This window comes from Carnobacterium sp. GW821-FHT04C06 (assembly GCF_059420345.1).
On sequence record NZ_JBWKTN010000002.1, the window covers coordinates 98144 to 121224 of the forward strand.

The following is a 23081-nucleotide window of genomic DNA, read 5'->3' on the forward strand; positions in this document are numbered from 1 at the left end:
AAAGAAAGTAGTGTTAGATGTGTCAATTGAAACAGTGTTATTTGATTTTGATGGTACCTTAGCGAATACCAATGCTTTGATTAGTCAGTCACATTTGGCAGTCCTAGAAGAGTATTTTCCAGGAGAGTATGACTTAGAAGGTGTTCGAGCGTTTAACGGCCCTACGTTAGAGATGGTATACGGCAAGTTGAATCCTCTTGAGAAAGAGACGATGATTGCTAAGTATAGACAATTTAATGAAGCTCATCATGATGAAATGGTAACGGTGTTTGAAGGCGTTACTGAAAATTTAGAACGTTTAAAGTCAATTGGTATTCGATTAGCAATTGTTTCAAGTAAGCGAAATGATGTTTTATTACGGGGATTGAAACTTTTACATTTGACCGATTATTTTGAAGTGATTATAGGTGGTTTAGACTATCAAAAAGCAAAGCCAGATCCAGAACCTATTTATGTAGCACTTCAACAATTGAAAGTTGATCCAGCAAAGGCCATCATGGTGGGAGATAATTCTCATGATATTGAGTCGGCTAATAACGCTGGAATTATATCGGTTTTTGTCGAATGGTCAGAAAAGACACGAGCAGAAATTGATCCTTTCAAACCAGATGTAATAGTTACATCAATGACTGATTTAACTGATTATGTTATTAGAAATAAATAAGCAAGATTTAAAGGAGTTTGAATATGTCGAAGAAAATTGCTGTACTTGGTGCAGGTTCGTGGGGTACGGCCCTAGCAATGGTATTAGATGAAAATGGTCATGATGTTCGTTTATGGGGAAATAATGTTGAACAAATGAGTGAAATCAATAACGATCATTGCAATGCTCGCTATTTACCGGAAATTCAATTATCAAAAAGCATTAAAGGCTTTACAGATTTAAAATTAGCAGTTGAAGCTGTTGATGTTGTACTTTTCGTGGTTCCAACAAAAGCAATGCGATCAGTTGCACACCAAGTAGCTTCTGTCTTAACTTCACCAGCTGTAATTGCTCATGCTAGTAAAGGGTTGGAACAAGAAACTCATAAACGAATTTCAGAGGTATTAGAAGAGGAAATCCCAGAGGAATTAAGGACAGCAGTTGTTGTTTTATCAGGTCCTAGTCACGCAGAAGAAGTTGCAGTTAAAGACATTACAACTATAACATCAGCATCTACTAATTTGGCGGGTGCAGAATTGATTCAGTCGTTATTTATGAATCGTTATTTTCGAGTATATACCAATGAAGATATTATCGGTGTTGAAATGGGGGCGGCCTTGAAAAATATTATTGCAGTTGGAGCAGGTGCGCTCCATGGCTTAGGTTACGGAGACAATGCAAAAGCGGCTTTAATGACTCGAGGACTTGCCGAAATTAGTCGATTAGGTGTTGCTTTTGGTGCACAGCCTCTAACCTTTATTGGTCTAAGTGGTGTTGGTGATTTGATTGTTACGTGTACGAGTATTCATTCAAGAAACTGGCGTGCCGGTGATTTACTAGGAAAAGGTCATAATTTACAAGAAGTACTAGATAATATGGGCATGATTGTTGAAGGAGTTTCAACAACGAAAGCGGCTTACGAATTAGCAAAACAAAAAAATATTGAGATGCCGATTACGAAAGCAATTTATGATGTTTTATACAATAAAACAGATGTAAAAGAAGTTGTCTCTCATTTAATGACTAGAGATGGAAAAGCAGAAAGTTAAACTGATACGACACTATTATTAGGAGGAAATAAAATGAAAAAAGTAAGAAAAGCTGTCATTCCGGCAGCGGGATTAGGAACACGATTTTTACCAGCAACAAAAGCAATGGCAAAGGAAATGTTGCCAATCGTTGATAAACCAACCATTCAATTTATTGTAGAAGAAGCGATTAATTCAGGGATTGAAGATATTCTAATTGTGACAGGAAAGAGCAAACGTCCAATTGAAGACCATTTTGACTCAAACCCAGAACTAGAAGCGAATTTAAAAGAAAAAGATAAACTTGAACTATTAAAATTAGTAGAAGAAACCACTGGTTTAAACCTTTACTTTGTTCGTCAATCTTATCCAAAAGGCTTAGGACATGCTGTTTTACAAGCGAAGGCATTTGTTGGCAATGAGCCTTTTGTCGTGATGCTAGGTGATGACTTGATGGAGGATACTGTCCCATTAACGAAACAATTAATGGATGGTTACGAAAAAACACATGCTTCAAACATTGCTGTGATGAAAGTTCCTCATGAGGATACTTCAAAATACGGTATTATTGATCCTGAAATGGAAGTAGAAAAAGGTTTATTCCATGTACGTAAATTTGTTGAAAAACCAGACCCAAAAGATGCACCAAGTGATTTAGCTATTATTGGTCGTTATTTATTAACGCCAGAAATTTTTGATATTTTAGAAAACCAAGCTCCTGGAGCGGGAAATGAAATTCAATTAACCGATGCCATTGACACATTAAATAAAACACAACGCGTTTTTGCACATGAATTTAAAGGCACAAGATATGACGTTGGCGATAAATTTGGTTTCTTAAAAACAAGCATCCAATATGGTCTAAAACATCCTGAAGTGAAAAATTCATTACGTGAATACATTATTCAATTAGGTAGCGAATTAGCTAGTGAAGATGCTAAAGAAGCTGATAAAGTAGATAAAGCACCAAAGAAAAAATAATAAACAGAGTTAACTAAAAGAGGACTGGCTAATTTAATCAATTAGCCAGTCCTTTTTTAATCGGATAATTTAAATTTACTTTTCCAAATATCTGATTTCCAACGATAAAGCATCAATAAACTTCGTAAAATTTCATCGATTGCATAGGCTAACCAAACGCCAACAAGACCAAGCCCAAATTTGATAGCTAGTAAATAAGAGAAAGGCAAGCTAATAATCCAGAGGACAATAATACTGCAAATCAATGGATATTTCACGTCGCCACTCGCATTTAAAGCGCCAACCAAAATCATATTGACAGCTCGTCCTGCTTCTAAGAAGATATCGACTAAGAAAACCTGTTTAGCAATCAATAGAACCGTCAGACTGGAAGTGAAAACCCCCATAATTGGTGTAATGAACAACCAAATTAAAAAGGTAATAACAACTGAAAGGATAACGCCGATTTTCACACTACGAATTCCTCGGTGGTACGCACGATCAATTTCGCCAGCTCCAACATGTCGACCAATCATAATCTGGGTTCCCTGGCTCAGTGAAGCAGCAGCAAGTGAAACAAATTGAGTGATTGCATTAACGTAAGATTTCGCTACTAACGCATCTTGTCCTAAGGTCGCAACAATTGTGGTTACAACAACTTGTGCCGCTTGGTAGGAAAGAGCTTCCCCAGAAGATGGGAGACCATAACTTAAAACAGATTTTAAATTTTTAAAAGAAAAATCTTTAAAATTTGTAAATGAAATGCGATAACGGACATGGCGGTGTAGCAAATAAATTGCGATAACTAAACCTACAGAATTCCCAACAATACTGGAAACAGCCATGCCTGCAACACCGAAAACAGGTAAACCAAAAGGGCCATACAAAGCAAAGAAATTTCCAATAACTGCAATAATACTTGCAAATAGAGGGACAAGTAAAGCGGGTTTTGTAAAACCATGACTACGCATAATTGCAATCATAGTAGTTGTCATAGAAGTTAAAAACATTCCTCCACCAAATATTTTTAAATAGTTAGCCCCTATTTCAACTAATTCAGGACTTAGTTGCATCCATTGGAGGAAATAGGTTGAAAAGAAGATAAAAATAGCACTGATTAAAAAACCAAGAACCAAAGCAGCAGTTAAAGACGTAGTAATCACCGATTGGATTCGTTCTCTTCTTTTTGCACCAATTAATTGGGCAATGATAATTTGAGTTCCGACACTTACAAATCCGAAAATAAATACGGTTAAATTCAAGATTTGATTGGATGCACCAACAGCAGCCACAGCACTTTCTGAATATTTTGAAATCATTAGTACGTTAATATTTCCAATAATAACCCTTAAAAAAAGTTCCACAAAAATTGGCCAACTTAAACTAATGAGCTCATTATCTGAATGAAGACGCTTCTTTTTGACCATAGGGACCTCCTTTATGATTTTAATTGACTTGCAGATATAATAGCTGAATTTAAGTAAAATTACGAGTAGAATTACTTTAAAAACAATATTTTTTAAGTGTATGTTAAATGCGAAAAAGAAACAATGGACATTTTTCTTTTTTTCATAAAATAATTTTCTCCATCATGAATACAGGAATCCAAAATAGGAGCTATCCCACCTGAAATGTCTGTGTTATACTTAAAGACAAAGTTCAAAAAAGGAGGCGAAAAGATGTCTGATTCTGAAAATAAGCGAGCACCGATTATTGAGTTTTTCCCATCAAGTGAATATTACTTTAGTTTAGGAATTGCGGCGTTTCAAAAAAACGATATCCTCAAGGCTAAAAAATATTTGAATCGTGCAGCGACACTTTGTAAAACAGAGGAAGAAAAAATTTTTGCTCTTTGCCAACTAGCAATTTGCCATCAGCATGCCGGTGAATTTAATGAATCTATTACTATTTTAGATACATTGATTGAAGAAAGTGGGGACATTTTTAGCGAAGCTTATTATTTTCAAGCAAACAATTATGCTTTTTTAGAGGACTTAGAGGAAGCGTTGGAGTTAGTAAAAATGTATTTAAAAGAAGATCCTACCGGTGATTTTATTGAAGAGGCAACTGAATTAAAACAAACTTTAGAAATGGAATTGAAAGGATACTAATTTTTTGTAAGCAAATTAGTAGACGAATGTCTCCATTCATATTAAAGTAGATAAATAGCACTGAGAATTGAGAAATAAAGGGAGCGAAAACATGGAATCAAATGAAAAAATTTATGATGTTGTCATTATTGGATCAGGTCCAGCAGGAATGACAGCAGCGTTATATGCATCAAGATCAAATTTATCAACCTTAATGCTTGAAAGAGGCGTTCCAGGTGGTCAAATGATTAATACAGCTGAAATTGAAAATTATCCTGGGTTTCTAAGTATTTTAGGTCCTGAATTATCAGACAAAATGTTTGAAGGATCAAAACAATTTGGAGCAGAATATGCGTATGGAGATGTTCAAAAAATAGAGGACGGTAAAGAATATAAAACCATTACAGCAGGTGGTAACGAATATAAAACGCGTGCAATCATTATCGCAACTGGAGCAGAGCATCGTAAATTGGGAGTTGCTGGAGAAAATGAATACAATGGACGTGGTGTGTCTTATTGTGCAGTATGTGATGGCGCCTTCTTTAGAAATAAAGAATTGATTGTAATTGGTGGCGGAGATTCAGCAGTTGAAGAAGGAACGTATTTAACTCAATTTGCTAGTAAAGTAACAATTGTTCATCGTCGCGGTGAGTTACGTGCTCAAAAAATATTACAAGACCGTGCGTTTAAAAATGAAAAAGTTGACTTTATATGGAACGCAACAGTATCAGAAATTCATGGAGATGACATGAAAGTAACGGGAGCGACTTTGGTTGATACAAAAGATGGTTCAACGAAAGAAATTGCCGCTGATGGAGCGTTTATCTATGTAGGTATTTTACCTCAAACGAATTCTTTTAAAGATTTAGGAATTACAGATGAAGAAGGTTGGATTATTACAAATGATGAGATGGAAACAGCAATTCCAGGTATTTTTGCTGTTGGAGATGTTCGTCAAAAAACATTACGTCAAGTTACTACCGCTGTTGGCGATGGCGGTCAAGCAGGACAAGCTGTCTTTAAATACGTAGAAGAATTAAAAGAAAGTCTAGAAAAATAATAATAACGACACAAAGAATCTTTATTTTTATAAAGGTTCTTTTTTGTAACTAAAATATAAGATTTTTGAAATTTATCCAAAATGAGTGAAAGCCTATGCAAGAAGTGATATAATCTAAATGATTAACTGTTATTGAAGGAAATAACTAGAAAATACTAAAAAAGGATGATTTCAGAAATGACTTGGAAGAATACTTATAAAACTTGGAAAAACTATGAAGCATTAGAGGATAAGTTGAAAGCAGAATTAGTTGAATTAGAGAATAATGATACAGTTTTGGAAGATGCTTTTTACGCACCATTAGAATTTGGAACAGCGGGCATGCGAGGTGTTTTAGGAGTAGGAATTAATCGTATGAACATCTATACCATTCGTCAAGCAACGGAAGGTTTGGCTTCATTTATGGACAGCTTAGGTGAGGAGACGAAAAAAAGAGGAGTAGCTATTGCTTATGACTCACGTCATCAATCACCTGAATTTGCAATGGAGGCAGCTAAAACATTAGGCAAGCATGGCATTCCAGCGTTTGTATTTGAAAGCTTACGTCCAACGCCAGAACTTTCTTTTGCAGTTCGTGAATTGAAAACCTATGCGGGAATTATGATTACAGCAAGTCACAATCCTGCTGAATACAATGGGTACAAAGTTTACGGTGAGGACGGGGGGCAAATGCCACCTAAAGAAGCGGATGCTTTAACAACATTTGTTCGTGAAATTGACAATAGCTTAGAAATTGAGGTATTAAGTGAAACAGAGTTGAAAAATTCTGGTTTATTAACCATACTTGGTGAAGACATTGATGCACCTTATCTTGAATTAGTGAAAACAGTGACAGTGAATCCTGAATTAGTAAAAGAAATGAGCAAAGAAATGAAGCTTGTTTTCACTCCGCTTCATGGAACTGGTCAAATGCTAGGAGAGCGTGCACTAAAAAATGCTGGATTTGAAGGCATTACGGTAGTTCCAGAACAAGCGATTCCTGACCCTAGTTTTCCTACCATCAAATCACCAAATCCAGAGGAACATAGTGCCTTTGAATATGCGATTCGCTTAGGTGAAAAAGAAGGGGCAGATGTTTTAGTTGCAACAGATCCAGACGCAGACCGCCTTGGGATTGCAGTGAAAATGCCTGCTGGAAATTATGAAGTGTTATCAGGAAATCAAATTGCGTCATTAATGTTGCACTATTTATTAACAGCTCAAAAAGAAGCCGGAACATTACCTGCTAATGGTGCTGTATTAAAGTCAATCGTTTCAAGTGAGTTAGCAACGAAAATTGCAGAAAGCTTTGAAATTAAAATGATCGATGTTTTAACAGGGTTTAAATTTATTGCAGAAAAAATCAAACAATATGAAGAAGATCATAGTCAAACATTTTTATTTGGATTTGAAGAAAGCTACGGTTATCTAGTAAAACCTTTTGTTCGCGATAAAGATGCCATTCAAGCTTTAGTATTGGTAGCAGAAGTTGCTGCGTTCTATAAAAAACAAGGAAAAACAATGTATGATGGCTTACAAGAGATTTACCAAACATACGGCTATTTCGAGGAAAAAACAATCTCAGTTACAATGGCAGGAATTGAAGGAACAGCTAAAATTCAAGCCTTGATGGCTAAATGTCGGGCAGAAGCACCAAAAGAATTTGCAGGTATTTCAGTTGTGAGTTCTGAGGACTTTGGCAATCAAACGAGAACATTCCAAGACGGAAGAGTAGAGCCGATTGACATGCCGACATCTAACGTTTTAAAATATCAATTAGAAGATGGCAGTTGGATTGCGATTCGTCCATCTGGAACAGAACCGAAAATTAAGTTTTATATTGGTGCAGTAGCAGATACAGCTGAAAAAGTAGCGAATAAGGTAGCAGATTTTGAAGCAAGTATTCAAGCTATTATTGCATAATAAAGAAATACATTAAGAAGCGTAGTCTTTTAAAGACTACGCTTCTTTTAACGAAATGAAAAAACTTCTTAAGTATACGTGATACACCCGGTATGTTATAATAGAAATTAAAGAGTAAACGAGTAATCGTTTTGAAAAGGAGTGACTGATGATGGTAGATAGTCTTCAATTAGTAATTATTACAGGAATGAGTGGCGCAGGTAAAACTGTGGCAATGCAGAGTTTTGAAGACATGGGGTATTTTTGTGTTGACAATATGCCACCCAGTTTATTACCTAAATTTTGGGAATTAGTAAAAGAATCAGGAAAATTAACAAAAATTGCTTTAGTAATTGACCTTCGTTCAAGAGCTTTTTTTGATGAAATTTTAACTGCAATTGGAAGTATGGACAATACGTCCTTTATTACAACGAAAATTTTGTTTTTAGAAGCAGAGGATGCAGTTTTAGTTTCAAGATATAAAGAAACAAGACGCGCTCATCCGTTGGCACGCGATGGTCGAGTTATGGATGGAATTCGTAGTGAGCGAGAGCTACTTAATGAAATTAAAGGTAGAGCGCAGTTAGTGATCGATACATCACATTTAACGCCACGTCAATTACGTGAAGAAATTATTTCAAGTTTTAAAACAGAAGACACCAATTTATTTAGAGTTGAGGTCATTTCATTTGGCTTTAAATATGGGTTACCGATTGATGCCGATGTTGTAATGGATGTCCGTTTCTTACCGAATCCTCACTATATTGACACGCTACGCCCTTTAAATGGTTTAGATAAGCCAGTGTATGATTACGTGATGCAGCAACCAGAAACAGAACAATTTTATCGTAAATTTATCGATTTATTATTGTATGTTTTACCAGGCTATAAAAAAGAAGGTAAAAATAATGTAACGATAGCGATTGGATGTACGGGAGGGCAACACCGTTCCGTTGCTTTAACTGAAAGAGTAGGTCGTCAGCTGATTGCCGATGACTATAAAGTCAATATTACACACCGAGATAAAGATAAACGTAAAGAAAGTATCAATCGTTCATGATGGTCCCTAAACGCAATCGAAGACCTAAAATTGTTGTACTTGGAGGCGGAACGGGCCTACCAGTTATTTTGAAAAATTTAAAAGCGCAATCTGCTGATATCACTGCAATCGTGACAGTTGCTGATGATGGAGGCAGTAGTGGGACGATTAGAGATTATGTGAATGTAGTGCCACCTGGCGATATTCGGAATGTTTTAGTTTCATTGTCTGATTTACCTCGATTGCAAGAAGAAATTTTTCAATATCGTTTTGACAGTGACGATCATTTTTTAGCGGGACATGCGATTGGAAATTTAATTATTGCAGCAATTACAGAGATGAAAGGAAATGTCTTTGAAGCGATTCAACTATTAGCTGAAATGATGCGTGTTGATGGTCAAGTGTATCCAGCCTCAGAGGAGCCGCTAATTTTACATGCGGAGTTTGAAGATGGAACTAGGGTTTCTGGAGAATCTAAAATTGCTCACGATCGTAAAACCATTAATCGAGTATATGTAACACCAACTGAAAATAACCATGATGCTAAAGCTGCTAGACAAGTAATCGATGCAATTTTAGAAGCGGATATGGTGGTACTAGGTCCAGGTAGTTTATTTACGAGTATTTTACCCAATTTAATGATTCAAGATTTAGGTGAAGCGGTTGTAAATACAAAAGCAGAAGTTGTCTACATCTGTAACATTATGACGCAATTAGGAGAAACAGAAAATTTTTCCGATGCGGATCATATCAGGGTATTGCACAAACATTTAGGCAATCAGTTTATTGATACGATTTTAGTAAATACCGAACATGTTCCAGAAGATTATATGGACAAAGAGCGCTATGACGAATACCTCGTTCAAGTCACGCATGATTTTGAAGGCTTGCGAAATGAAAATTGTCGCGTAATTTCGGCTGACTTCTTGAAACTCAGAGATCAGGGAGTCTTTCATGATGGAGAAAAAGTTGTAGAAGAATTACTGCGTCTTGTATTTGGCGCTAAAAATTAAAAGGTCGTTTAAAGAAAGGAGGCTGTCTAGTATGTCCTATGCCTCAGATGTCAAAAAAGAACTAACGACATTAGAAGTTCACAAAGAGCATGCAAAAGCTGAATTGGCAGCATTGATTCGCATGAATGGTGCGGTTAGTTTAGTGAATCAAAAATTTATTTTAAATGTTCAAACTGAAAATGCAGCGATTGCAAGGCGAATTTATGTCTTATTAAAAGATCATTTTGAAGTGGAAAGTGAACTATTGGTTCGCCGCAAAATGAAATTAAAAAAAAATAATGTCTATATTGTGCGCTTAAAGCAAGGAACAAAAAAAGTTTTATCAGACTTAAATATTATGGATGGTCTACTTTTTCATGCTCATATTGCAGATGAAATTATCACAAACCCTCAAAAAATTCGTTCTTATTTAAGGGGTGCATTTCTGGCAGGTGGTTCGGTTAATAATCCTGAAACAAGCCGGTATCATTTAGAAATCTATTCCATCTATGAAGAACACAACAATGATATTTGCCAAATGATGAACTATTTTGAGTTAAATGCGCGAACGTTAGAACGTCGAAATGGATATATCACGTATTTGAAAGAAGCTGAAAAAATAGCAGATTTTCTTGCATTGATTGGTGCAACTACAGGCATGTTAAAGTTTGAAGACGTACGAATTGTTCGAGATATGCGGAATTCTGTTAATCGTTTAGTGAATTGCGAAAATGCAAATTTAAATAAAACAATTGATGCAGCAGGAAAGCAGATTGAAAGTATACGTTTTATTGATGAGATGATGGGATTAGATAAACTTCCAGAAAAATTAAGAGAAATTGCTTTGGTTCGTTTAGAGTATCCAGAAGTAACCTTAAAGGAATTAGGAGAAATGATTCCAAGTGGTGCTATCAGCAAATCGGGTATCAACCATCGATTGCGTAAGTTAAATGAAGTAGCAGAAAATTTAAAAGCAAAAAGCACAGTTAGCAAAGGATAAAAGAAAGGTGGAAATCAATCATGAAGTCACAATTATTAGCGCCCTATACAATAAAATCAGTAGAATTTAAAAACCGAGTAATGATGTCACCGATGTGTATGTATTCTGTTTTTGAACAAGATGGAAAAGTGACTGATTTTCACTTAACTCACTATGGAACAAGAGCTCTTGGTCAAGTAGGGTTAATTATGGTTGAATCAACAGCGATATTGCCGAATGGTCGAATTTCACAGGAGGATTTAGGCATTTGGTCAGATGATCATATTGCAGGTTTAACAAAATTAGTTAATCATGTTCATGAAATGGGTGCAAAAATAGGGATTCAATTAAATCATGCAGGACGAAAAGCAGATGTGCCTGATTCAATTGTAGCACCATCAAGTATTGCCTATAGTGAAGCTTATCAGCAACCAGAAGCATTATCTGAAAATGAAATTACAGAGATTGTAAAAGCCTTTAAAGATGCCGTTATCCGGTGTCAAAAAGCAGGATTTGATGTGATTGAACTTCATGGAGCACATGGTTATTTGATTAATCAATTTTTATCCCCGTTGACGAACAAGCGAACAGATCAGTATGGTGGACCGATTGGCAACCGTTATCGTTTTTTAAGTCAAATCATTGCTGAAGTTCGAGAGTTATGGGAGAAACCTTTATTTGTTCGAATTTCTGCAGAAGATTACCAAGCAGATGGCGCTCACCTTGAAGATTATTTAATGATTGGAAAATGGATGCGAGATGCAGGCGTTGATTTGATCGATGTCTCTACAGGAGGCTTAGTAAATGTTCAACCGACAAACATATTTCCTGGGTATCAAGTGCATTATGCAGAAGAAATTCGTAAAGTAGTTGGCATTGCGACAGGAGCAGTAGGCCTAATTACAAATGGAGCACAAGCAGAAGAAGTAATTGGAAATGGTCGAGCAGATTTGGTGGTTATTGGACGAGAATTATTACGTAATCCTTTTTGGGTTCGAGATGTTGCCATTGAATTGAATGCAAAAGATCAACTCAAAACACCCGTTCAATATTTACGTGGTTGGAGATAAAAAAGAATCAAGCGATTGAGTAATCGCTTGATTCTTTTTTATTTTTTAAGTTCTTCTTCAATTAAATTGGTCAATTCATCCGGTGTGATATGTTCATCAAAAATATGATCCCCCACAATAACCGTTGGAACAAAGAAGATATTTGCTGCTTCAGCTTCAGCAATAATTCCGTTGATTTGAGCTTCATTAGGTTGATTTTTAAGACCTAATTTCTCTTCAACATAAGTTGCGACTTCTTCATTGGTTAGGTCACCCCATTGGTGTTGATGTTCAAAAAGGAAGTCAATATCTTTTAGCGCTTTTTCAGGGTTTTGATAGTCTAAATGATGATGACAAACATTTCCTTTTTGTAAAGAGGGTTTTTCTTTATCAAAATGTTTAATAATTCGTTGAACTTTTCCTTCTTCAACAAATTTTGTTAACACATTTTTTGATTCTTCGTGCCATTTCTTGCAATAAGGACAACGAATATTGATAAATTCGATTACTTTAACTGGAGCTTCTTTTGCTCCAATTTTAAAACCAAACTCGGTTCCAACTTCGCTTGCTTTAATTTTACTGATATCCATAAATAAATTCCTCCTTCAATAGTTCCATAATTTAATTATACCGCGGATGGACACACAAGGGTAGCAAAAAAGCCTGTAAAACAAAATCGTTTTACAAGCCTTGTTAAAAATTATTTTAATGAAGAGCTGTTAACCATAATTTCATCGATTAAGCCATAAGCTTTTGCTTCTTCAGCACTCATAAAGTTATCACGGTCTGTATCGCGTTCGATGACTTCAATTGGTTGACCAGTTTGATCTGCCAAGATTTTATTTAAACGTTCACGAGTTTTTAATATGTGACGCGCAGCAATTTCAATTTCAGTTGCTTGACCTTGAGCACCACCTAGGGGTTGATGAATCATAATTTCTGCATTTGGCAATGCATAACGTTTGCCTTTTGCACCAGCTGTTAACAAGAAGCTTCCCATTGAAGCAGCCATTCCCATTGCGATTGTTTGAACATCTGCTTTGATGAAGTTCATTGTATCGTAAATTGCTAGTCCAGCAGTAACGCTACCACCTGGTGAGTTGACGTAAATGTAAATATCTTTTTCAGAATCTTGTGCATCTAAGAATAACAATTGCGCGATAACTGCATTTGCTACGTTATCATCAATTTGTCCACTTAACATAATGATACGGTCTTTTAATAGACGAGAATAAATATCGTATGCGCGTTCTCCTCTAGATGATTGTTCAATGACTGTAGGTACTAAATTCATATTATATTTCCTCCTTTAAAGGTTTCAAATCATGGTTATTGTAACATAAAAAGTAAAACTGTTACTAGTTGTATTTTACTCTAATGGTCAATTAAGGTCAAATGTTTTGTTCGATTAATTATTAGTTGCTAAAATGAGGTAGAAATCAATTCATTAAAGAAGCTAGATAGTGTTTTAATTCAGTTGGATGATGAAAGGTTAAGATTTTTTCTTTTGGAATCATGGCTAATTGTTTTAGTGTTTCTTTTCGTCTTGTAGGATAATTCCATGCAAATTTTAAGAAGTCTAAATTAAAACGTTCAGGACAACCATCTGCCATGTCAGGTCTTACTTTTCCGTGATAGATAAAGGAGCGTTTTAAAATTCGGCGAATGTAAACAGATCTTGAGAAGTCTAGAAAAATAATAGTATCACTATTGTTGAAACGGATAGGCCAAGTGATTGAGTAGTTGCCTTCAATAATCCAATGCTGATTTGAATGAATAAGAGGTGCTACTTTTTCTAGAAGAGCTCTTTTGCCAATTTCTTGCCAGTTTGGATTAAAATAAAGTGAATCTAAATGAATGACAGGAACCTCATAAAAATCCCCTAGTTGTTTAGCTAAGGTTGATTTCCCCGACCCTGAAGGACCGATAATCGTAATTTTTGTCATAAAACTAGCCTCCTTTACTAAGTAAAATAGCTTATTTAAAGAAAATCCTTTAAATAAGCTATTTATAAATCCTTTAAATTATTGAATAAAAATATTTCCATTTGCATCTTCTGGTTTGAAAGCGGCAAAGATACCTTCAAAAAAAGCAATTATAGCAGGGATACCAGTCCAACAGAAAATTAAAAATGTAATTCCAGCTCCAGATTTTCCAGCATAAAACTTATGAACACCAAATCCACCAAGGAAAATAGCTAAAAGAACATAAATCCATTTATTGACCCATTTCCCAACTTGGTTATATTGTGGAGTTTGTTGAACTTGAGTATGTTGTTGACCCTGCTCTTGAGCTTGGGTTTGCGCTTGAGAAGTTTCATTCACAATGTTGATATTAATACGGTCTTGAACGGTTTCTTTTTTTGGTTCAGGCCTATGTAGAATGACATTTGGACCATCATAATAAATTTCAACTAAGTCCCCAACAGCTGCGTCAAAATCGATTGTTTCTAATGGAACACGAATGGTAGTGCCATCTTCTTTTGCAACGACTAAATAATCAGCTTCTAACTTGATAATTTTATTCATTTTAAAACTCCTTTTTGCTAAATAGTTAATGACACAAAAAAAGAACATGAATCTGTTCTCTGTTTTTATGTCTCCTGGGAACATGAAATAAAGGTGGGTATCGTTGTTGTAATAGCTTTTAATTGTTTGTTAGTGCCAAATATGTGCCAAAAATCAAGCGCTATTCGTAAATTGTTTCTATTACAGATACGATTCTTTCTTTGTTCTGTTTGCGTAACTCGTTGATAACATGAGCATAGACAGAAGACGTAACAGTAATGTCACTGTGGCCAAGACGTTCTGAAAGAACCATTATATCAACTTTCTTATATAAAAGTAAAGAGGCGTGGGTATGCCTTAAGCCATGAAATGTGATAGGGTTATTAATTCCGACTTGAGTTTGTATGTTTTTAAAAGATTTATTAACGGCGTTGTTTGATATAGGACCGTTTAATTCGTTATAAAATATAAGCTTGAACTCATTTTCTAAACCTAGAGCATCCTGATCTATTTTGTACTTTTTTAATAGCTCAAGTGTGTGGCCGTCTGTATCAATTGTACGAATAGAAGCTTCGTTTTTTGTCGGTCCAAAACCTCCACCAGTTTGGTATTGCCATGTTTTATTAATAGTTATAGTTTTGTTGTCAAAATCAATATCATTCCAAGTAAGTCCCAATAACTCCGAAAAGCGCATACCAGTATTCGCTCCTACGATAATCATGTAACGAGAAGCATATTGAGGGTTTAAGTCTTTTTCGGCATAATGTATCACTTTTTTTAATTCATCAAATTGAAGAAATTTATCTTCTTTCTTTTTTTGCTGTACAGAACCGTGTATAAGAGCGTTTCGCGTAAAATCGTTTAATAATACCTTTTCATCAATTGCGTTCAGCACACAAGCTCTGACATGCATATGGAATCTTTTTACAGTGTCTTTAGCGTGTCCGTCAGCATATTTATTTAAATACTTTTGATAGCTATTTTTTGAAAGTTCTTGGAGAGTCACAAAAGGCATAAGATTTTTGATTGTTGCTAAAGTAGTATTGTATCTTCTATAGGTTACTTCGGAAACAGTATTTTTCTTATAAAGTTTCATCCAAGATTCAAAATAATCATACAGTGTCGTTTCTTTAGAATTTACTTTATAGCCTCTAGCCAACTCGTATTCTAAATCTGTTGCAGCAGCTTTTGCATCACTTTTTGTTTTAAATCCAGATTTTCTTATTTTTTTGAATTGTCCGTCATCTGTTTTATGTGAGATTTCATACTGCCAAGATTTACCTCTTTTTACAAAACGTGCCATAGTTCTCATTCTCCTTTCAATATGTATAAAAAGAAAAGCCCGAAGGCTTGTCTTTTTATTTATCTAACCACTTTTCAAAATTTCCTACATCTTTATTATTATAGTAATTTTTAATTATGTGTTTGTAGTTTTTAGTGTAAGCAGTTAGATTTTCTGAAAAATCATTGCTATCTTTATCAGAAATATTGTTGTTGTAATTTGCATTATCAACTAACAAATAATATGAATAGATTGTTTTATCCATAATTTCTAAATTTGAATATATATCTTTCCCTTTTTTTGTACTTTTCAATTTGTTGTTATTGATAAAATCTTCATTATTTGCAATCATTTCTCCTAAATTTGTATTTCCTTGTTTTACTAAATTTGGATCTGTTTCATCTAAAAGCAATGTTAACATGTAGCTAATTTTTTTAAATTGTTTATCTAAAATTTTTAAATTTTTGTTTTTTAATGAGCTGTTATATACGTTAATAGGTATAAGCGTCACTTTTTCTTTTGTATGGGAATTCTCCATAACTACATTATCTTTCTTTTTTTCTATTTTAAATTTGTAATCAACATCATCTAACTTATACGAAATACTTTTATTAAATTTCCCGTATTTAACATTTACATTTTTATTTGTTAAATCAGATAAATTATTCCCTTCTCCATTATCAACTTTTAAAGAATATTGTTCTTCAGAAAATTGAGCAATCATTTTATAAGGATTATCATTTTCTTCTGGGGACATTTGCATTACCCATTTTGTACTAGTTAGTAATTCTTCGGTTCTATTAATGAACTTGTATGTTCCGAATGAAAGTAGTAAAAAAAGTAAAATACTCAGTATAATAACCAGAACTTTGTTTTTAACCATAGTAGATTTAATCTTATCCATATAATTTCTCCTTAATTTTTTTGTTATTTATTCATTCATCTATAAGAAATAACCGTAAATAAAATAGATAAAATTATACAAACGGCAAATATTTATATAAAACAGGCGTTCGAGATTGGATTTCAAACGAATATGAATGATTGGAAATGAGTTAGTAAAAACACATCATAAAACCAATTATAAAAGCTGTCTTTTTTTGACGTTATAGAAATGCTGTTATGTCATTTAAACGTTGATTTAAAGCTTTTTTTAAAGTGTTAGCTATGCTATAATCATTTCAAGATTACTCCTAAACTATTTTAAGTTTAGGAGTAAAACGGTTATTAAATTCCCCAAGGTGTATCACCATACGGAGTTGGAATCATGTGATAACCTCCTTTCGATAAAAATAAGCAATATTAAAATAAAAAATATTGCTATACAAAGTAATGATAAATGTTAATTGATTAATAATCAATAGATACAGGAGCTAAATTATGAATAAATTTAAAGATGATCAAATACCTATATTATTAAATAAAGTAGATAAGTATTGTATGAATTTTGAATACAAAGCTGCTTGGAAACTTTTAAAAAAAATTGATGAAGAAAAAATAGATAATGATGAAGATCTTAAGCGTTACTTGTATTTTTTAGGCTCGATAAATTTAATAGAAATGTCTGAATATAATCAAGGTATTTTATTTTTAGAACGAGCTCTCAATGTAAAAGTTTCAAAAGTAACAAATTTTTTGGATGTTTTAATTATTGATAAATTAGCTGTAGCTCATTATCTATTAACTGAAATTATTGAAGCAGAGTATTTATTCAACCAAGCGATTAAAGTGTTAGAAACTTTGATGATTGAAAATGATAAAGATTTAAGCAAAGCTGTTCTAGTTATTTTTAACTGCGCAAAATTTTATTCAGAAATTAAAAATCACAATAACTCTATAGAATTGTGTGATATGGGAATTTCTATAGCTAAACGTTCGGAGCGAGCAATCCATTTAGATAAGTTATATTACGAAAAAGCCTATAATCTATATCACATAAATCAAAAAGCAGGGGCAACGAAATGTTACTTCTATGCACTAGCTTACGTGGAATTAAGCAGAAATAAAGAATTGAAAAAAATAATAAAGGATAATATAAAAGAGTACAATATCAGTTTTGACGAACAAGTGATATAAAAAGAACCTTTCGAAATTAAATAAAAGGTTCTTTTTTTGTTCGTCAAAAATACATATCAAGGAATTCATCGGGTACACCGTATTCACGTTCTAATTCTTCAAAGTAACGAGGAGGTTCGCCATAAACGTTAGTATAATCAGCAACTGCCAATTGTACAGCGAATCTATTTGCCTCTACCTCTAGCTTTGCATGAGTAACATAATTAGCAATATAGTAACTATGTAATTCTTCATGTATCAAGGCATGGCAAAGTTCGTGTGCACAAACGAAGAAAGACTGTTTTTTATATTTTAAAGTATCATCTAAAAGGATCATTGTGTAATCGAATACCTCGTCACGAACAGTTTGACCAAGAGGTCGGCTGTTTTTGAAGTGGACATATTGAAGTTCAATTCCTAAGTTTTCTACTATTTTAAAAGGATTATAAGTTTTGTGTTTTTTGAACAAATCATCAATTAAACCGTTATTATTCAAATGAATCATCCTTTACTACTTTAATTCTTTTTTTCGTTTTTCTGCCATTTTCTTCCAATAAATTCCCTCCAAAACATTTCTCACAGTGTCTTTTTCTTCTTCAGTAAGATTTTCCCCATTATAACTCATGGTTTTATTACGTTCTAACATCCCATCTAAAGCTATAACCTCATCGGTAGTAGCCCACTCTGGAACATTTCGTCCTAACAAATAATCGGTGGAAACGTTAAAGTAATCAGCTATTTTTTCCAATTTATCCGATCCAGGGTTTTGAGTTTTTAATCTATAAAGAGTGTTTTTTGAGTAACCTAACTCATTTTCCAAATCATTTATTGAAATTTTCCTGTCAGAACATAATTTTTTAATTATTTCAAACGTTGTCATATCAACCATCCTAACAGCTTATGAAAAGAAATTTAAACTTTAAGCATAAAACGTTTGACAATTTTACGCGTATAGTTTAATATTCTGTGTATAAGCTAATTTATTCGCAAATAGAGTCACAAAAAAATAAGCAGTATATATTTCGAAAATCCGTTCCCCAACTGATTTATGTGAAATCATAATGTTTTATGTGCCTTATTTAAGTATGTACTCATATTAAACTATTCGCATAAAAAAGTCAATGGCAATTAGCGTATTTGCGAATTTATTAGCTAATAAATTTAAAGAGGTGATGATATGAGCACTGATCTAGGAGTAATTGTGAGATCAAAATTATTTGAAATGAACATGTCGCAATCAAAACTATCTGAATTAGTTGGTATTTCTCCAGTCTACTTATCAGATATTATACGTGGCAAAACAACTGGTCCCAAAGCACAAGAACACATAAAAAAAATAAAGAAAATATTAGATATTAAAGAATAGAGGTGTGTTGATTGATTAAAACATTAAACATCAATGCCACAATTGACATCCCTCCTGACCATGTGCTTATCACTAAAATTGAATACGAAGAGATGAGAGAGTCGGATCAAATAGGACGATGGTGGACATTAGATAAGGTTTTAGATAGAACGAACAGGAAACGTGATTGGTTCAAGTTAAATATTTTAGATAACCCAAAATATCGAAGAGTAATCGATGTTAATAATGGCGGTTTTGTGAAGTATCCAAAGGGCGGGGGAGACAGCTACTTGTTTCTAGCGACTAAAACAATGCAGTTTCTAGAAGATAATTTTACGAACATCTTAAAAAATCAAGAAGTAGAAAAGGATAAAAAGGAGGAAATAAAAAATGGCGGTAACTAAAGAAGAATTGCAGAAGATTGGTGAAGATTCATTTGAGCCATGGTTTAAGAAATAGGTAAAAAAAGCACGTGTAGAACGTAAATTAAGAGCGGCAGCAAAAGAAGGTTACAACTCAATATCCTTTGTATGCTGTGACAATCCTCATATGCAGAATGATAAATTTGTAGGATATCTTAGAAATGAATTTCCTAGTTTAACTGTTGAACGTGAAAATTATATTTATAAGAAAGAAAAGGTGAAAATTTCATGGCAGAATTAGCTCAAATCGAAAAATCAGTAAGTAATCTATCGGATAATTTAAGCCTAAATAATTTAGATGAAGTCATCGCAAATGCGAAAGACGTTTTAATGTTGGCTTGTATGGCTAAACGCAAACAACCTATTGCGCCACGTTCTGAAACAATGGGCATGAGTGAGATAAGCATTTTTAGAAACCGAATCGCTCAAGCAGTAAAAAGTAAAAACATATCAAATATGCAACGTGTAGCTGATGACTTATTAACAGCTTATCCACAAGACAGCTACGCAAGCATGATGCATCAAGACTTAATGAATCGGATTGAAGAACTATGAGGGGAGGTGAACAGATATGGGTGAACTTGCAGAAATGACTATAAACGGATTGCTATGTCAAGGGTGCGGAGGATATTTAGAAGATTTTGAAGAACCTGGATATCCAAGAACATGTGAAGACTGCTCGGAATATGAAAAAAATAAAAAAAGACCAACTAAGGATACCAGCCCTAGTTAGTCAGCGTAAAAAAAATAAATATTTAACTAATTATACCACAGAAAATGAGAGTGAGTAAATAATGATTAACCCTAATCAAATTAAGTCCTTTGAAACATGGCAAGAAGCTTTTGATAGAATCAAACGATCAGTTGATGAATATCATACGAAATTTTGGGAGGAGTTAGAAAAAATGACAAAAATTGATGAAACGAAACAGTATAAGTTTAGCGAGATTGTAAGAATGGTTGAAGATAAGGAGTTGCCAGAAGGAACATTGTTAAAAAATAGTTATTATCCTTTTGGATATGAAGTTATAAAAACTGACCAAGGATTTTCTATTTTTGAATTTAAAGGTGGTGGGAATGCACCGACATTATGTTCTAGACTATTAAATTTTAAATGGGCTATCAAGCTTCCTAAAGAGGATAAGTTTTATTTGAAAGCGCCAGGAGGCTTTGAGCGCGTGTGTGCGTATTTAAATTATAACAAATGGACAAAAGAATATAGCCTTGAAAGCAAAAGTACACTAAAGGGATTCCGAATTAAATACACTCAATCAGAAATCGATGCGATGCCGTTTGATACAAACTTCTTCGAGAAAATTAAAGTGGAGGATGAGAAATGATTAAAATTCACAAACTTGAAATTGAAAACACGAAACGAGTAAAAGCTGTAAAGATTGAACCGAACGTAAACGGCTTAACGATTATCGGTGGTCCTAATAACCAAGGGAAAACAAGTATCTTAGATTCAATTGCATGGGGGTTAGGTGGCAATAAGTATAAACCTAGCCAAGCACATCGAGAAGGTTCAGTTATACCTCCCCATCTTCATATCGTTATGAGTAATGGGTTAATCGTTGAGAGAAAAGGAAAGAATAGCGATTTAAAAGTAATTGATCCGAATGGTCAAAAAGGCGGACAACAACTATTAAATAGTTTTGTGGAAGAACTAGCCATTGATTTACCGAAGTTTATGGATGCTACGTCTAAGGAAAAAGCAGATATTCTTTTAAAAGTGATTGGTGTAGGCAGTCAATTAATTGAATTAGAGCAAGCTGAAAAAGAAGTATATAATCGTCGCAAGTATTTAGGACAGACTGCAGATCAGAAGAAAAAATTTGCAGAAGAACAAACTTTTTATCCAGAAGCGCCAAAGGAACCTGTATCGGCTAGTGAACTGATTCAACAACAACAAGAGATTTTAGCACGAAATGGTGAAAATCAACGTAAACGAGAGCAGATAACACAAATTCAATACCAAGTAACGCAGGGGGAAGCAAATATTGCCCGTGTCACCCAGCAAATTCAAGAGCTACAAAGTCAATTGCAAACGTTGCAAGGTTTACAAGAAGCAACTCTTAAAGACCTAGAAATAGCTCAAAAATCAGCCTTAGATTTACATGATGAATCAACGGATGAGTTGGAAACGAATATCCAACAAGTGGATGAAATTAATCGCAAAGTTCGTGCCAATCTTGATAAGGATAAGGCAGAAGCAGATGCAGCAGACCTAAGAGCACAGTATGACAAATTAACTGCTGAGTTAACAGATGTAAGGACTAGTAAGTCAGACTTGCTTAAAAATGCTAATTTACCACTTCCAGACTTATCTGTATCAGAAGGTGAATTAATTTATAAGGGTCAAAAATGGGATAACATGAGCGGTTCTGATCAGTTGAAAGTATCGACTGCTATCGTTCGTCAATTGAAGCCTGATTGTGGATTCATTCTGTTAGATAAATTGGAACAAATGGATTTAGGGACATTGGAAGACTTTGGTAAATGGCTTGAACAAGAAGGTCTACAAGCTATTGCAACTCGTGTCAGTACAGGAGAAGAGTGTTCAATCATTATTGAGGATGGTTATGTAGTGGGTCAGGATTTGACTGAAACTAATCAAGAAGTAGAAAAACCTGCAGTTGTGGAACCGACAGGGGTTATTCCTAATAAACCGCAACAGTGGAAGGAAGGAGAATTTTAATGAATATAAGTAAAGGTGTCGTGCAAAGAGCAAAAAAAGTTGTAATTTATGGTCCCGAAGGAATCGGAAAATCAACACTAGCTGCACAATTTCCTGATGTAGTTTTTTCAGATACAGAAGATAGTACGTTGGATATGGATGTAGCCAGACTGGACAAGCCGACAAGTTGGACTATGCTCTTGCAACAAATTGAATTTATTAAAGCAAATAAACCTTGTCAAACGTATGCAGTAGATACAGCAGATTGGGCAGAAAAATTATGTAAAGAGTTCGTGGTTAGCAAAAGCGAGCATGCAAATTCTATTGAAGACTTTGGATATGGGAAAGGCTATACCATGTTAGCAGAGGATTGGGGAAACTTCCTTAATAAATTAAGTGAATTAACAGAAGTCGGTATTAATGTTGTGCTAACGGCTCATTCTCAAATCAAAAAATTTGAGCAACCTGACGAACTAGGGGCTTATGACAGATACGAATTGAAACTTGAAAAGAAAACAGCTCCATTAACAAAAGAGTGGGCAGATATGATTCTTTTCGCCAACTACAGAACGATGGTTGTGAACGTAGATAATCAAGGCGCTGCAAAAGGGAAAAATAAAGCACAAGGCGGTCAGCGTGTTCTATTCACCACTCACCATCCAGCATGGGATGCAAAAAATAGATATGGCTTACCTGATGAGATTCCGATGGATTATAGCCAAATTTCTCATATTATTGTTACCCAGCAAAATGTTGTGGCTCCACCAGTACAACAAGAAGAGCTTCCAGTTGAAATAAAAAATACTGCGCCAGTAACGGAACCAAATTTCCAAAGAGAAGAACCAACCATATCAAAAGACATTCCAAAAGCTTTAGTTGATTTGATGGTAACGAACAACGTTACCGAAGTTGAGATTCAACAAATTGTTAGCCAAAAAGGGTATTACACTTTTGATACACCAATTGCCAATTATGATCCTGGTTTTATTTCAGGTGTGTTGGTAGCAGCATGGAACCAGGTTTATCCAGGAATTGAAGAACTACGAAAAAACAATAACTATTAGGAGGAATA

27 protein-coding genes are annotated in these 23081 nt (G+C 34.3%); 18 read left to right on the top strand and 9 right to left on the bottom strand.

From position 1 onward, the window contains the following. The first annotated feature begins 19 nt into the window (after positions 1–19). The 3 genes from ppaX to galU are packed head-to-tail and all read left to right on the top strand — an operon-like array spanning position 20 to position 2652. A complete protein-coding gene (gene ppaX / locus AC07SW_RS03745) occupies positions 20–664 on the top strand; it encodes a pyrophosphatase PpaX (protein ID WP_119907633.1) in 645 nt (214 codons plus the stop codon). 23 nt (positions 665–687) lie between these two features. Next, positions 688–1692, top strand: coding sequence for an NAD(P)H-dependent glycerol-3-phosphate dehydrogenase (locus tag AC07SW_RS03750; protein WP_119907634.1), 1005 nt, complete (start codon positions 688–690; stop codon positions 1690–1692). Between the two features lie 33 nt (positions 1693–1725). Next, positions 1726–2652, top strand: coding sequence for a UTP--glucose-1-phosphate uridylyltransferase GalU (gene galU / locus AC07SW_RS03755; RefSeq protein ID WP_119907635.1), 927 nt, complete (start codon positions 1726–1728; stop codon positions 2650–2652). 56 nt (positions 2653–2708) lie between these two features. Here the strand turns inward: galU and AC07SW_RS03760 are convergent, their stop codons facing one another. After that, positions 2709–4058: an MATE family efflux transporter gene (locus AC07SW_RS03760; protein ID WP_119907636.1), complete on the bottom strand. Its 1350-nt coding sequence runs from the start codon at positions 4056–4058 to the stop codon at positions 2709–2711. 252 nt (positions 4059–4310) lie between these two features. Here AC07SW_RS03760 and AC07SW_RS03765 point away from each other — a divergent pair, with 252 nt between their 5' ends. From AC07SW_RS03765 to namA, 7 genes are all read left to right on the top strand, one after another. Further along, entirely contained in the window at positions 4311–4742 is a 432-nt protein-coding gene (locus AC07SW_RS03765; RefSeq protein ID WP_034571373.1) for a tetratricopeptide repeat protein, read from the top strand. Positions 4743–4833: 91 nt separating this feature from the next. Continuing rightward, positions 4834–5781 carry a thioredoxin-disulfide reductase gene (trxB, locus tag AC07SW_RS03770; RefSeq protein WP_135017626.1) on the top strand — a complete coding sequence of 316 codons (948 nt, stop codon included), beginning with the start codon at positions 4834–4836 and terminating at the stop codon, positions 5779–5781. Between the two features lie 177 nt (positions 5782–5958). Continuing rightward, on the top strand, positions 5959–7683 hold the full coding sequence (locus tag AC07SW_RS03775; RefSeq protein ID WP_463685314.1) for a phospho-sugar mutase: 1725 nt from the start codon (positions 5959–5961) through the stop codon (positions 7681–7683). A gap of 151 nt (positions 7684–7834) precedes the next feature. Further along, entirely contained in the window at positions 7835–8722 is an 888-nt protein-coding gene (rapZ, locus tag AC07SW_RS03780; RefSeq protein ID WP_119907639.1) for an RNase adapter RapZ, read from the top strand. Continuing rightward, positions 8719–9714 carry a gluconeogenesis factor YvcK family protein gene (locus tag AC07SW_RS03785; RefSeq protein WP_119907640.1) on the top strand — a complete coding sequence of 332 codons (996 nt, stop codon included), beginning with the start codon at positions 8719–8721 and terminating at the stop codon, positions 9712–9714. Before rapZ ends, AC07SW_RS03785 begins: the two co-directional genes overlap by 4 nt. A gap of 31 nt (positions 9715–9745) precedes the next feature. Then, positions 9746–10693: a DNA-binding protein WhiA gene (gene whiA, locus AC07SW_RS03790; protein ID WP_119907641.1), complete on the top strand. Its 948-nt coding sequence runs from the start codon at positions 9746–9748 to the stop codon at positions 10691–10693. A 20-nt stretch (positions 10694–10713) separates the two neighbouring features. Then, positions 10714–11742, top strand: coding sequence for an NADPH dehydrogenase NamA (gene namA / locus AC07SW_RS03795; RefSeq protein ID WP_494632257.1), 1029 nt, complete (start codon positions 10714–10716; stop codon positions 11740–11742). A 38-nt stretch (positions 11743–11780) separates the two neighbouring features. On the opposite strand, the gene AC07SW_RS03800 is transcribed toward namA, so the two are convergent. The 6 genes from AC07SW_RS03800 to AC07SW_RS03825 all read right to left on the bottom strand — a co-directional run bounded on the left by AC07SW_RS03800 (position 11781) and on the right by AC07SW_RS03825 (position 16414). Continuing rightward, entirely contained in the window at positions 11781–12311 is a 531-nt protein-coding gene (locus tag AC07SW_RS03800) for a DsbA family protein (protein ID WP_311780507.1), read from the bottom strand. Between the two features lie 110 nt (positions 12312–12421). After that, entirely contained in the window at positions 12422–13015 is a 594-nt protein-coding gene (clpP, locus tag AC07SW_RS03805) for an ATP-dependent Clp endopeptidase proteolytic subunit ClpP (RefSeq protein ID WP_034571350.1), read from the bottom strand. A 145-nt stretch (positions 13016–13160) separates the two neighbouring features. After that, the gene (locus AC07SW_RS03810) at positions 13161–13667 is read right to left on the bottom strand and encodes a P-loop NTPase family protein (RefSeq protein ID WP_034571347.1); all 507 of its coding nucleotides are present in this window, start codon (positions 13665–13667) and stop codon (positions 13161–13163) included. Between the two features lie 78 nt (positions 13668–13745). After that, the gene (locus AC07SW_RS03815) at positions 13746–14249 is read right to left on the bottom strand and encodes a TM2 domain-containing protein (RefSeq protein ID WP_494632259.1); all 504 of its coding nucleotides are present in this window, start codon (positions 14247–14249) and stop codon (positions 13746–13748) included. Positions 14250–14409: 160 nt separating this feature from the next. Continuing rightward, positions 14410–15531: a site-specific integrase gene (locus AC07SW_RS03820; protein WP_494632260.1), complete on the bottom strand. Its 1122-nt coding sequence runs from the start codon at positions 15529–15531 to the stop codon at positions 14410–14412. Positions 15532–15586: 55 nt separating this feature from the next. After that, complete coding sequence (locus tag AC07SW_RS03825) at positions 15587–16414, bottom strand: hypothetical protein (protein ID WP_494632261.1); 828 nt, start codon at positions 16412–16414, stop codon at positions 15587–15589. A gap of 476 nt (positions 16415–16890) precedes the next feature. Here AC07SW_RS03825 and AC07SW_RS03830 point away from each other — a divergent pair, with 476 nt between their 5' ends. Continuing rightward, positions 16891–17586, top strand: a complete 696-nt coding sequence (locus AC07SW_RS03830) for a hypothetical protein (RefSeq protein WP_494632263.1) — start codon at positions 16891–16893, stop codon at positions 17584–17586. A 43-nt stretch (positions 17587–17629) separates the two neighbouring features. Here the strand turns inward: AC07SW_RS03830 and AC07SW_RS03835 are convergent, their stop codons facing one another. Beyond that, positions 17630–18061 carry an ImmA/IrrE family metallo-endopeptidase gene (locus tag AC07SW_RS03835; RefSeq protein ID WP_494632264.1) on the bottom strand — a complete coding sequence of 144 codons (432 nt, stop codon included), beginning with the start codon at positions 18059–18061 and terminating at the stop codon, positions 17630–17632. Positions 18062–18076: 15 nt separating this feature from the next. Next, positions 18077–18445 carry a helix-turn-helix domain-containing protein gene (locus AC07SW_RS03840; RefSeq protein ID WP_494632265.1) on the bottom strand — a complete coding sequence of 123 codons (369 nt, stop codon included), beginning with the start codon at positions 18443–18445 and terminating at the stop codon, positions 18077–18079. A gap of 297 nt (positions 18446–18742) precedes the next feature. Between AC07SW_RS03840 and AC07SW_RS03845 the strand changes: the two genes are divergently transcribed. The 7 genes from AC07SW_RS03845 to AC07SW_RS03875 all read left to right on the top strand — a co-directional run bounded on the left by AC07SW_RS03845 (position 18743) and on the right by AC07SW_RS03875 (position 23073). Continuing rightward, a complete protein-coding gene (locus tag AC07SW_RS03845; RefSeq protein WP_494632266.1) occupies positions 18743–18931 on the top strand; it encodes a helix-turn-helix domain-containing protein in 189 nt (62 codons plus the stop codon). Positions 18932–18942: 11 nt separating this feature from the next. Beyond that, complete coding sequence (locus tag AC07SW_RS03850; protein WP_494632267.1) at positions 18943–19314, top strand: DUF771 domain-containing protein; 372 nt, start codon at positions 18943–18945, stop codon at positions 19312–19314. A gap of 246 nt (positions 19315–19560) precedes the next feature. Then, the gene (locus AC07SW_RS03855) at positions 19561–19887 is read left to right on the top strand and encodes a hypothetical protein (RefSeq protein WP_494632269.1); all 327 of its coding nucleotides are present in this window, start codon (positions 19561–19563) and stop codon (positions 19885–19887) included. Positions 19888–19903: 16 nt separating this feature from the next. Next, positions 19904–20065, top strand: a complete 162-nt coding sequence (locus AC07SW_RS03860) for a hypothetical protein (protein ID WP_494632270.1) — start codon at positions 19904–19906, stop codon at positions 20063–20065. 172 nt (positions 20066–20237) lie between these two features. Further along, positions 20238–20672 carry a hypothetical protein gene (locus AC07SW_RS03865; RefSeq protein ID WP_494632271.1) on the top strand — a complete coding sequence of 145 codons (435 nt, stop codon included), beginning with the start codon at positions 20238–20240 and terminating at the stop codon, positions 20670–20672. Then, positions 20669–22030, top strand: a complete 1362-nt coding sequence (locus tag AC07SW_RS03870) for an AAA family ATPase (RefSeq protein WP_494632272.1) — start codon at positions 20669–20671, stop codon at positions 22028–22030. Before AC07SW_RS03865 ends, AC07SW_RS03870 begins: the two co-directional genes overlap by 4 nt. Continuing rightward, positions 22030–23073, top strand: coding sequence for an ATP-binding protein (locus tag AC07SW_RS03875; RefSeq protein ID WP_494632273.1), 1044 nt, complete (start codon positions 22030–22032; stop codon positions 23071–23073). Before AC07SW_RS03870 ends, AC07SW_RS03875 begins: the two co-directional genes overlap by 1 nt. Positions 23074–23081 lie beyond the last annotated feature (8 nt).

Excerpts from the sequence above, each read along its gene's own strand:
- AC07SW_RS03750 (WP_119907634.1), top strand. The coding sequence starts at position 688 with ATGTCGAAGAAAATTGCTGTACTTGGTGCAGGTTCGTGGGGTACGGCC.
- galU (WP_119907635.1), top strand. The coding sequence starts at position 1,726 with ATGAAAAAAGTAAGAAAAGCTGTCATTCCGGCAGCGGGATTAGGAACA.
- AC07SW_RS03760 (WP_119907636.1), bottom strand. The coding sequence starts at position 4,058 with ATGGTCAAAAAGAAGCGTCTTCATTCAGATAATGAGCTCATTAGTTTA.
- AC07SW_RS03765 (WP_034571373.1), top strand. The coding sequence starts at position 4,311 with ATGTCTGATTCTGAAAATAAGCGAGCACCGATTATTGAGTTTTTCCCA.
- trxB (WP_135017626.1), top strand. The coding sequence starts at position 4,834 with ATGGAATCAAATGAAAAAATTTATGATGTTGTCATTATTGGATCAGGT.
- AC07SW_RS03775 (WP_463685314.1), top strand. The coding sequence starts at position 5,959 with ATGACTTGGAAGAATACTTATAAAACTTGGAAAAACTATGAAGCATTA.
- rapZ (WP_119907639.1), top strand. The coding sequence starts at position 7,835 with ATGGTAGATAGTCTTCAATTAGTAATTATTACAGGAATGAGTGGCGCA.
- AC07SW_RS03785 (WP_119907640.1), top strand. The coding sequence starts at position 8,719 with ATGATGGTCCCTAAACGCAATCGAAGACCTAAAATTGTTGTACTTGGA.
- whiA (WP_119907641.1), top strand. The coding sequence starts at position 9,746 with ATGTCCTATGCCTCAGATGTCAAAAAAGAACTAACGACATTAGAAGTT.
- namA (WP_494632257.1), top strand. The coding sequence starts at position 10,714 with ATGAAGTCACAATTATTAGCGCCCTATACAATAAAATCAGTAGAATTT.
- AC07SW_RS03800 (WP_311780507.1), bottom strand. The coding sequence starts at position 12,311 with ATGGATATCAGTAAAATTAAAGCAAGCGAAGTTGGAACCGAGTTTGGT.
- clpP (WP_034571350.1), bottom strand. The coding sequence starts at position 13,015 with ATGAATTTAGTACCTACAGTCATTGAACAATCATCTAGAGGAGAACGC.
- AC07SW_RS03810 (WP_034571347.1), bottom strand. The coding sequence starts at position 13,667 with ATGACAAAAATTACGATTATCGGTCCTTCAGGGTCGGGGAAATCAACC.
- AC07SW_RS03815 (WP_494632259.1), bottom strand. The coding sequence starts at position 14,249 with ATGAATAAAATTATCAAGTTAGAAGCTGATTATTTAGTCGTTGCAAAA.
- AC07SW_RS03820 (WP_494632260.1), bottom strand. The coding sequence starts at position 15,531 with ATGGCACGTTTTGTAAAAAGAGGTAAATCTTGGCAGTATGAAATCTCA.
- AC07SW_RS03825 (WP_494632261.1), bottom strand. The coding sequence starts at position 16,414 with ATGGATAAGATTAAATCTACTATGGTTAAAAACAAAGTTCTGGTTATT.
- AC07SW_RS03830 (WP_494632263.1), top strand. The coding sequence starts at position 16,891 with ATGAATAAATTTAAAGATGATCAAATACCTATATTATTAAATAAAGTA.
- AC07SW_RS03840 (WP_494632265.1), bottom strand. The coding sequence starts at position 18,445 with ATGACAACGTTTGAAATAATTAAAAAATTATGTTCTGACAGGAAAATT.
- AC07SW_RS03845 (WP_494632266.1), top strand. The coding sequence starts at position 18,743 with ATGAGCACTGATCTAGGAGTAATTGTGAGATCAAAATTATTTGAAATG.
- AC07SW_RS03855 (WP_494632269.1), top strand. The coding sequence starts at position 19,561 with ATGGCAGAATTAGCTCAAATCGAAAAATCAGTAAGTAATCTATCGGAT.
- AC07SW_RS03860 (WP_494632270.1), top strand. The coding sequence starts at position 19,904 with ATGGGTGAACTTGCAGAAATGACTATAAACGGATTGCTATGTCAAGGG.
- AC07SW_RS03865 (WP_494632271.1), top strand. The coding sequence starts at position 20,238 with ATGACAAAAATTGATGAAACGAAACAGTATAAGTTTAGCGAGATTGTA.
- AC07SW_RS03870 (WP_494632272.1), top strand. The coding sequence starts at position 20,669 with ATGATTAAAATTCACAAACTTGAAATTGAAAACACGAAACGAGTAAAA.
- AC07SW_RS03875 (WP_494632273.1), top strand. The coding sequence starts at position 22,030 with ATGAATATAAGTAAAGGTGTCGTGCAAAGAGCAAAAAAAGTTGTAATT.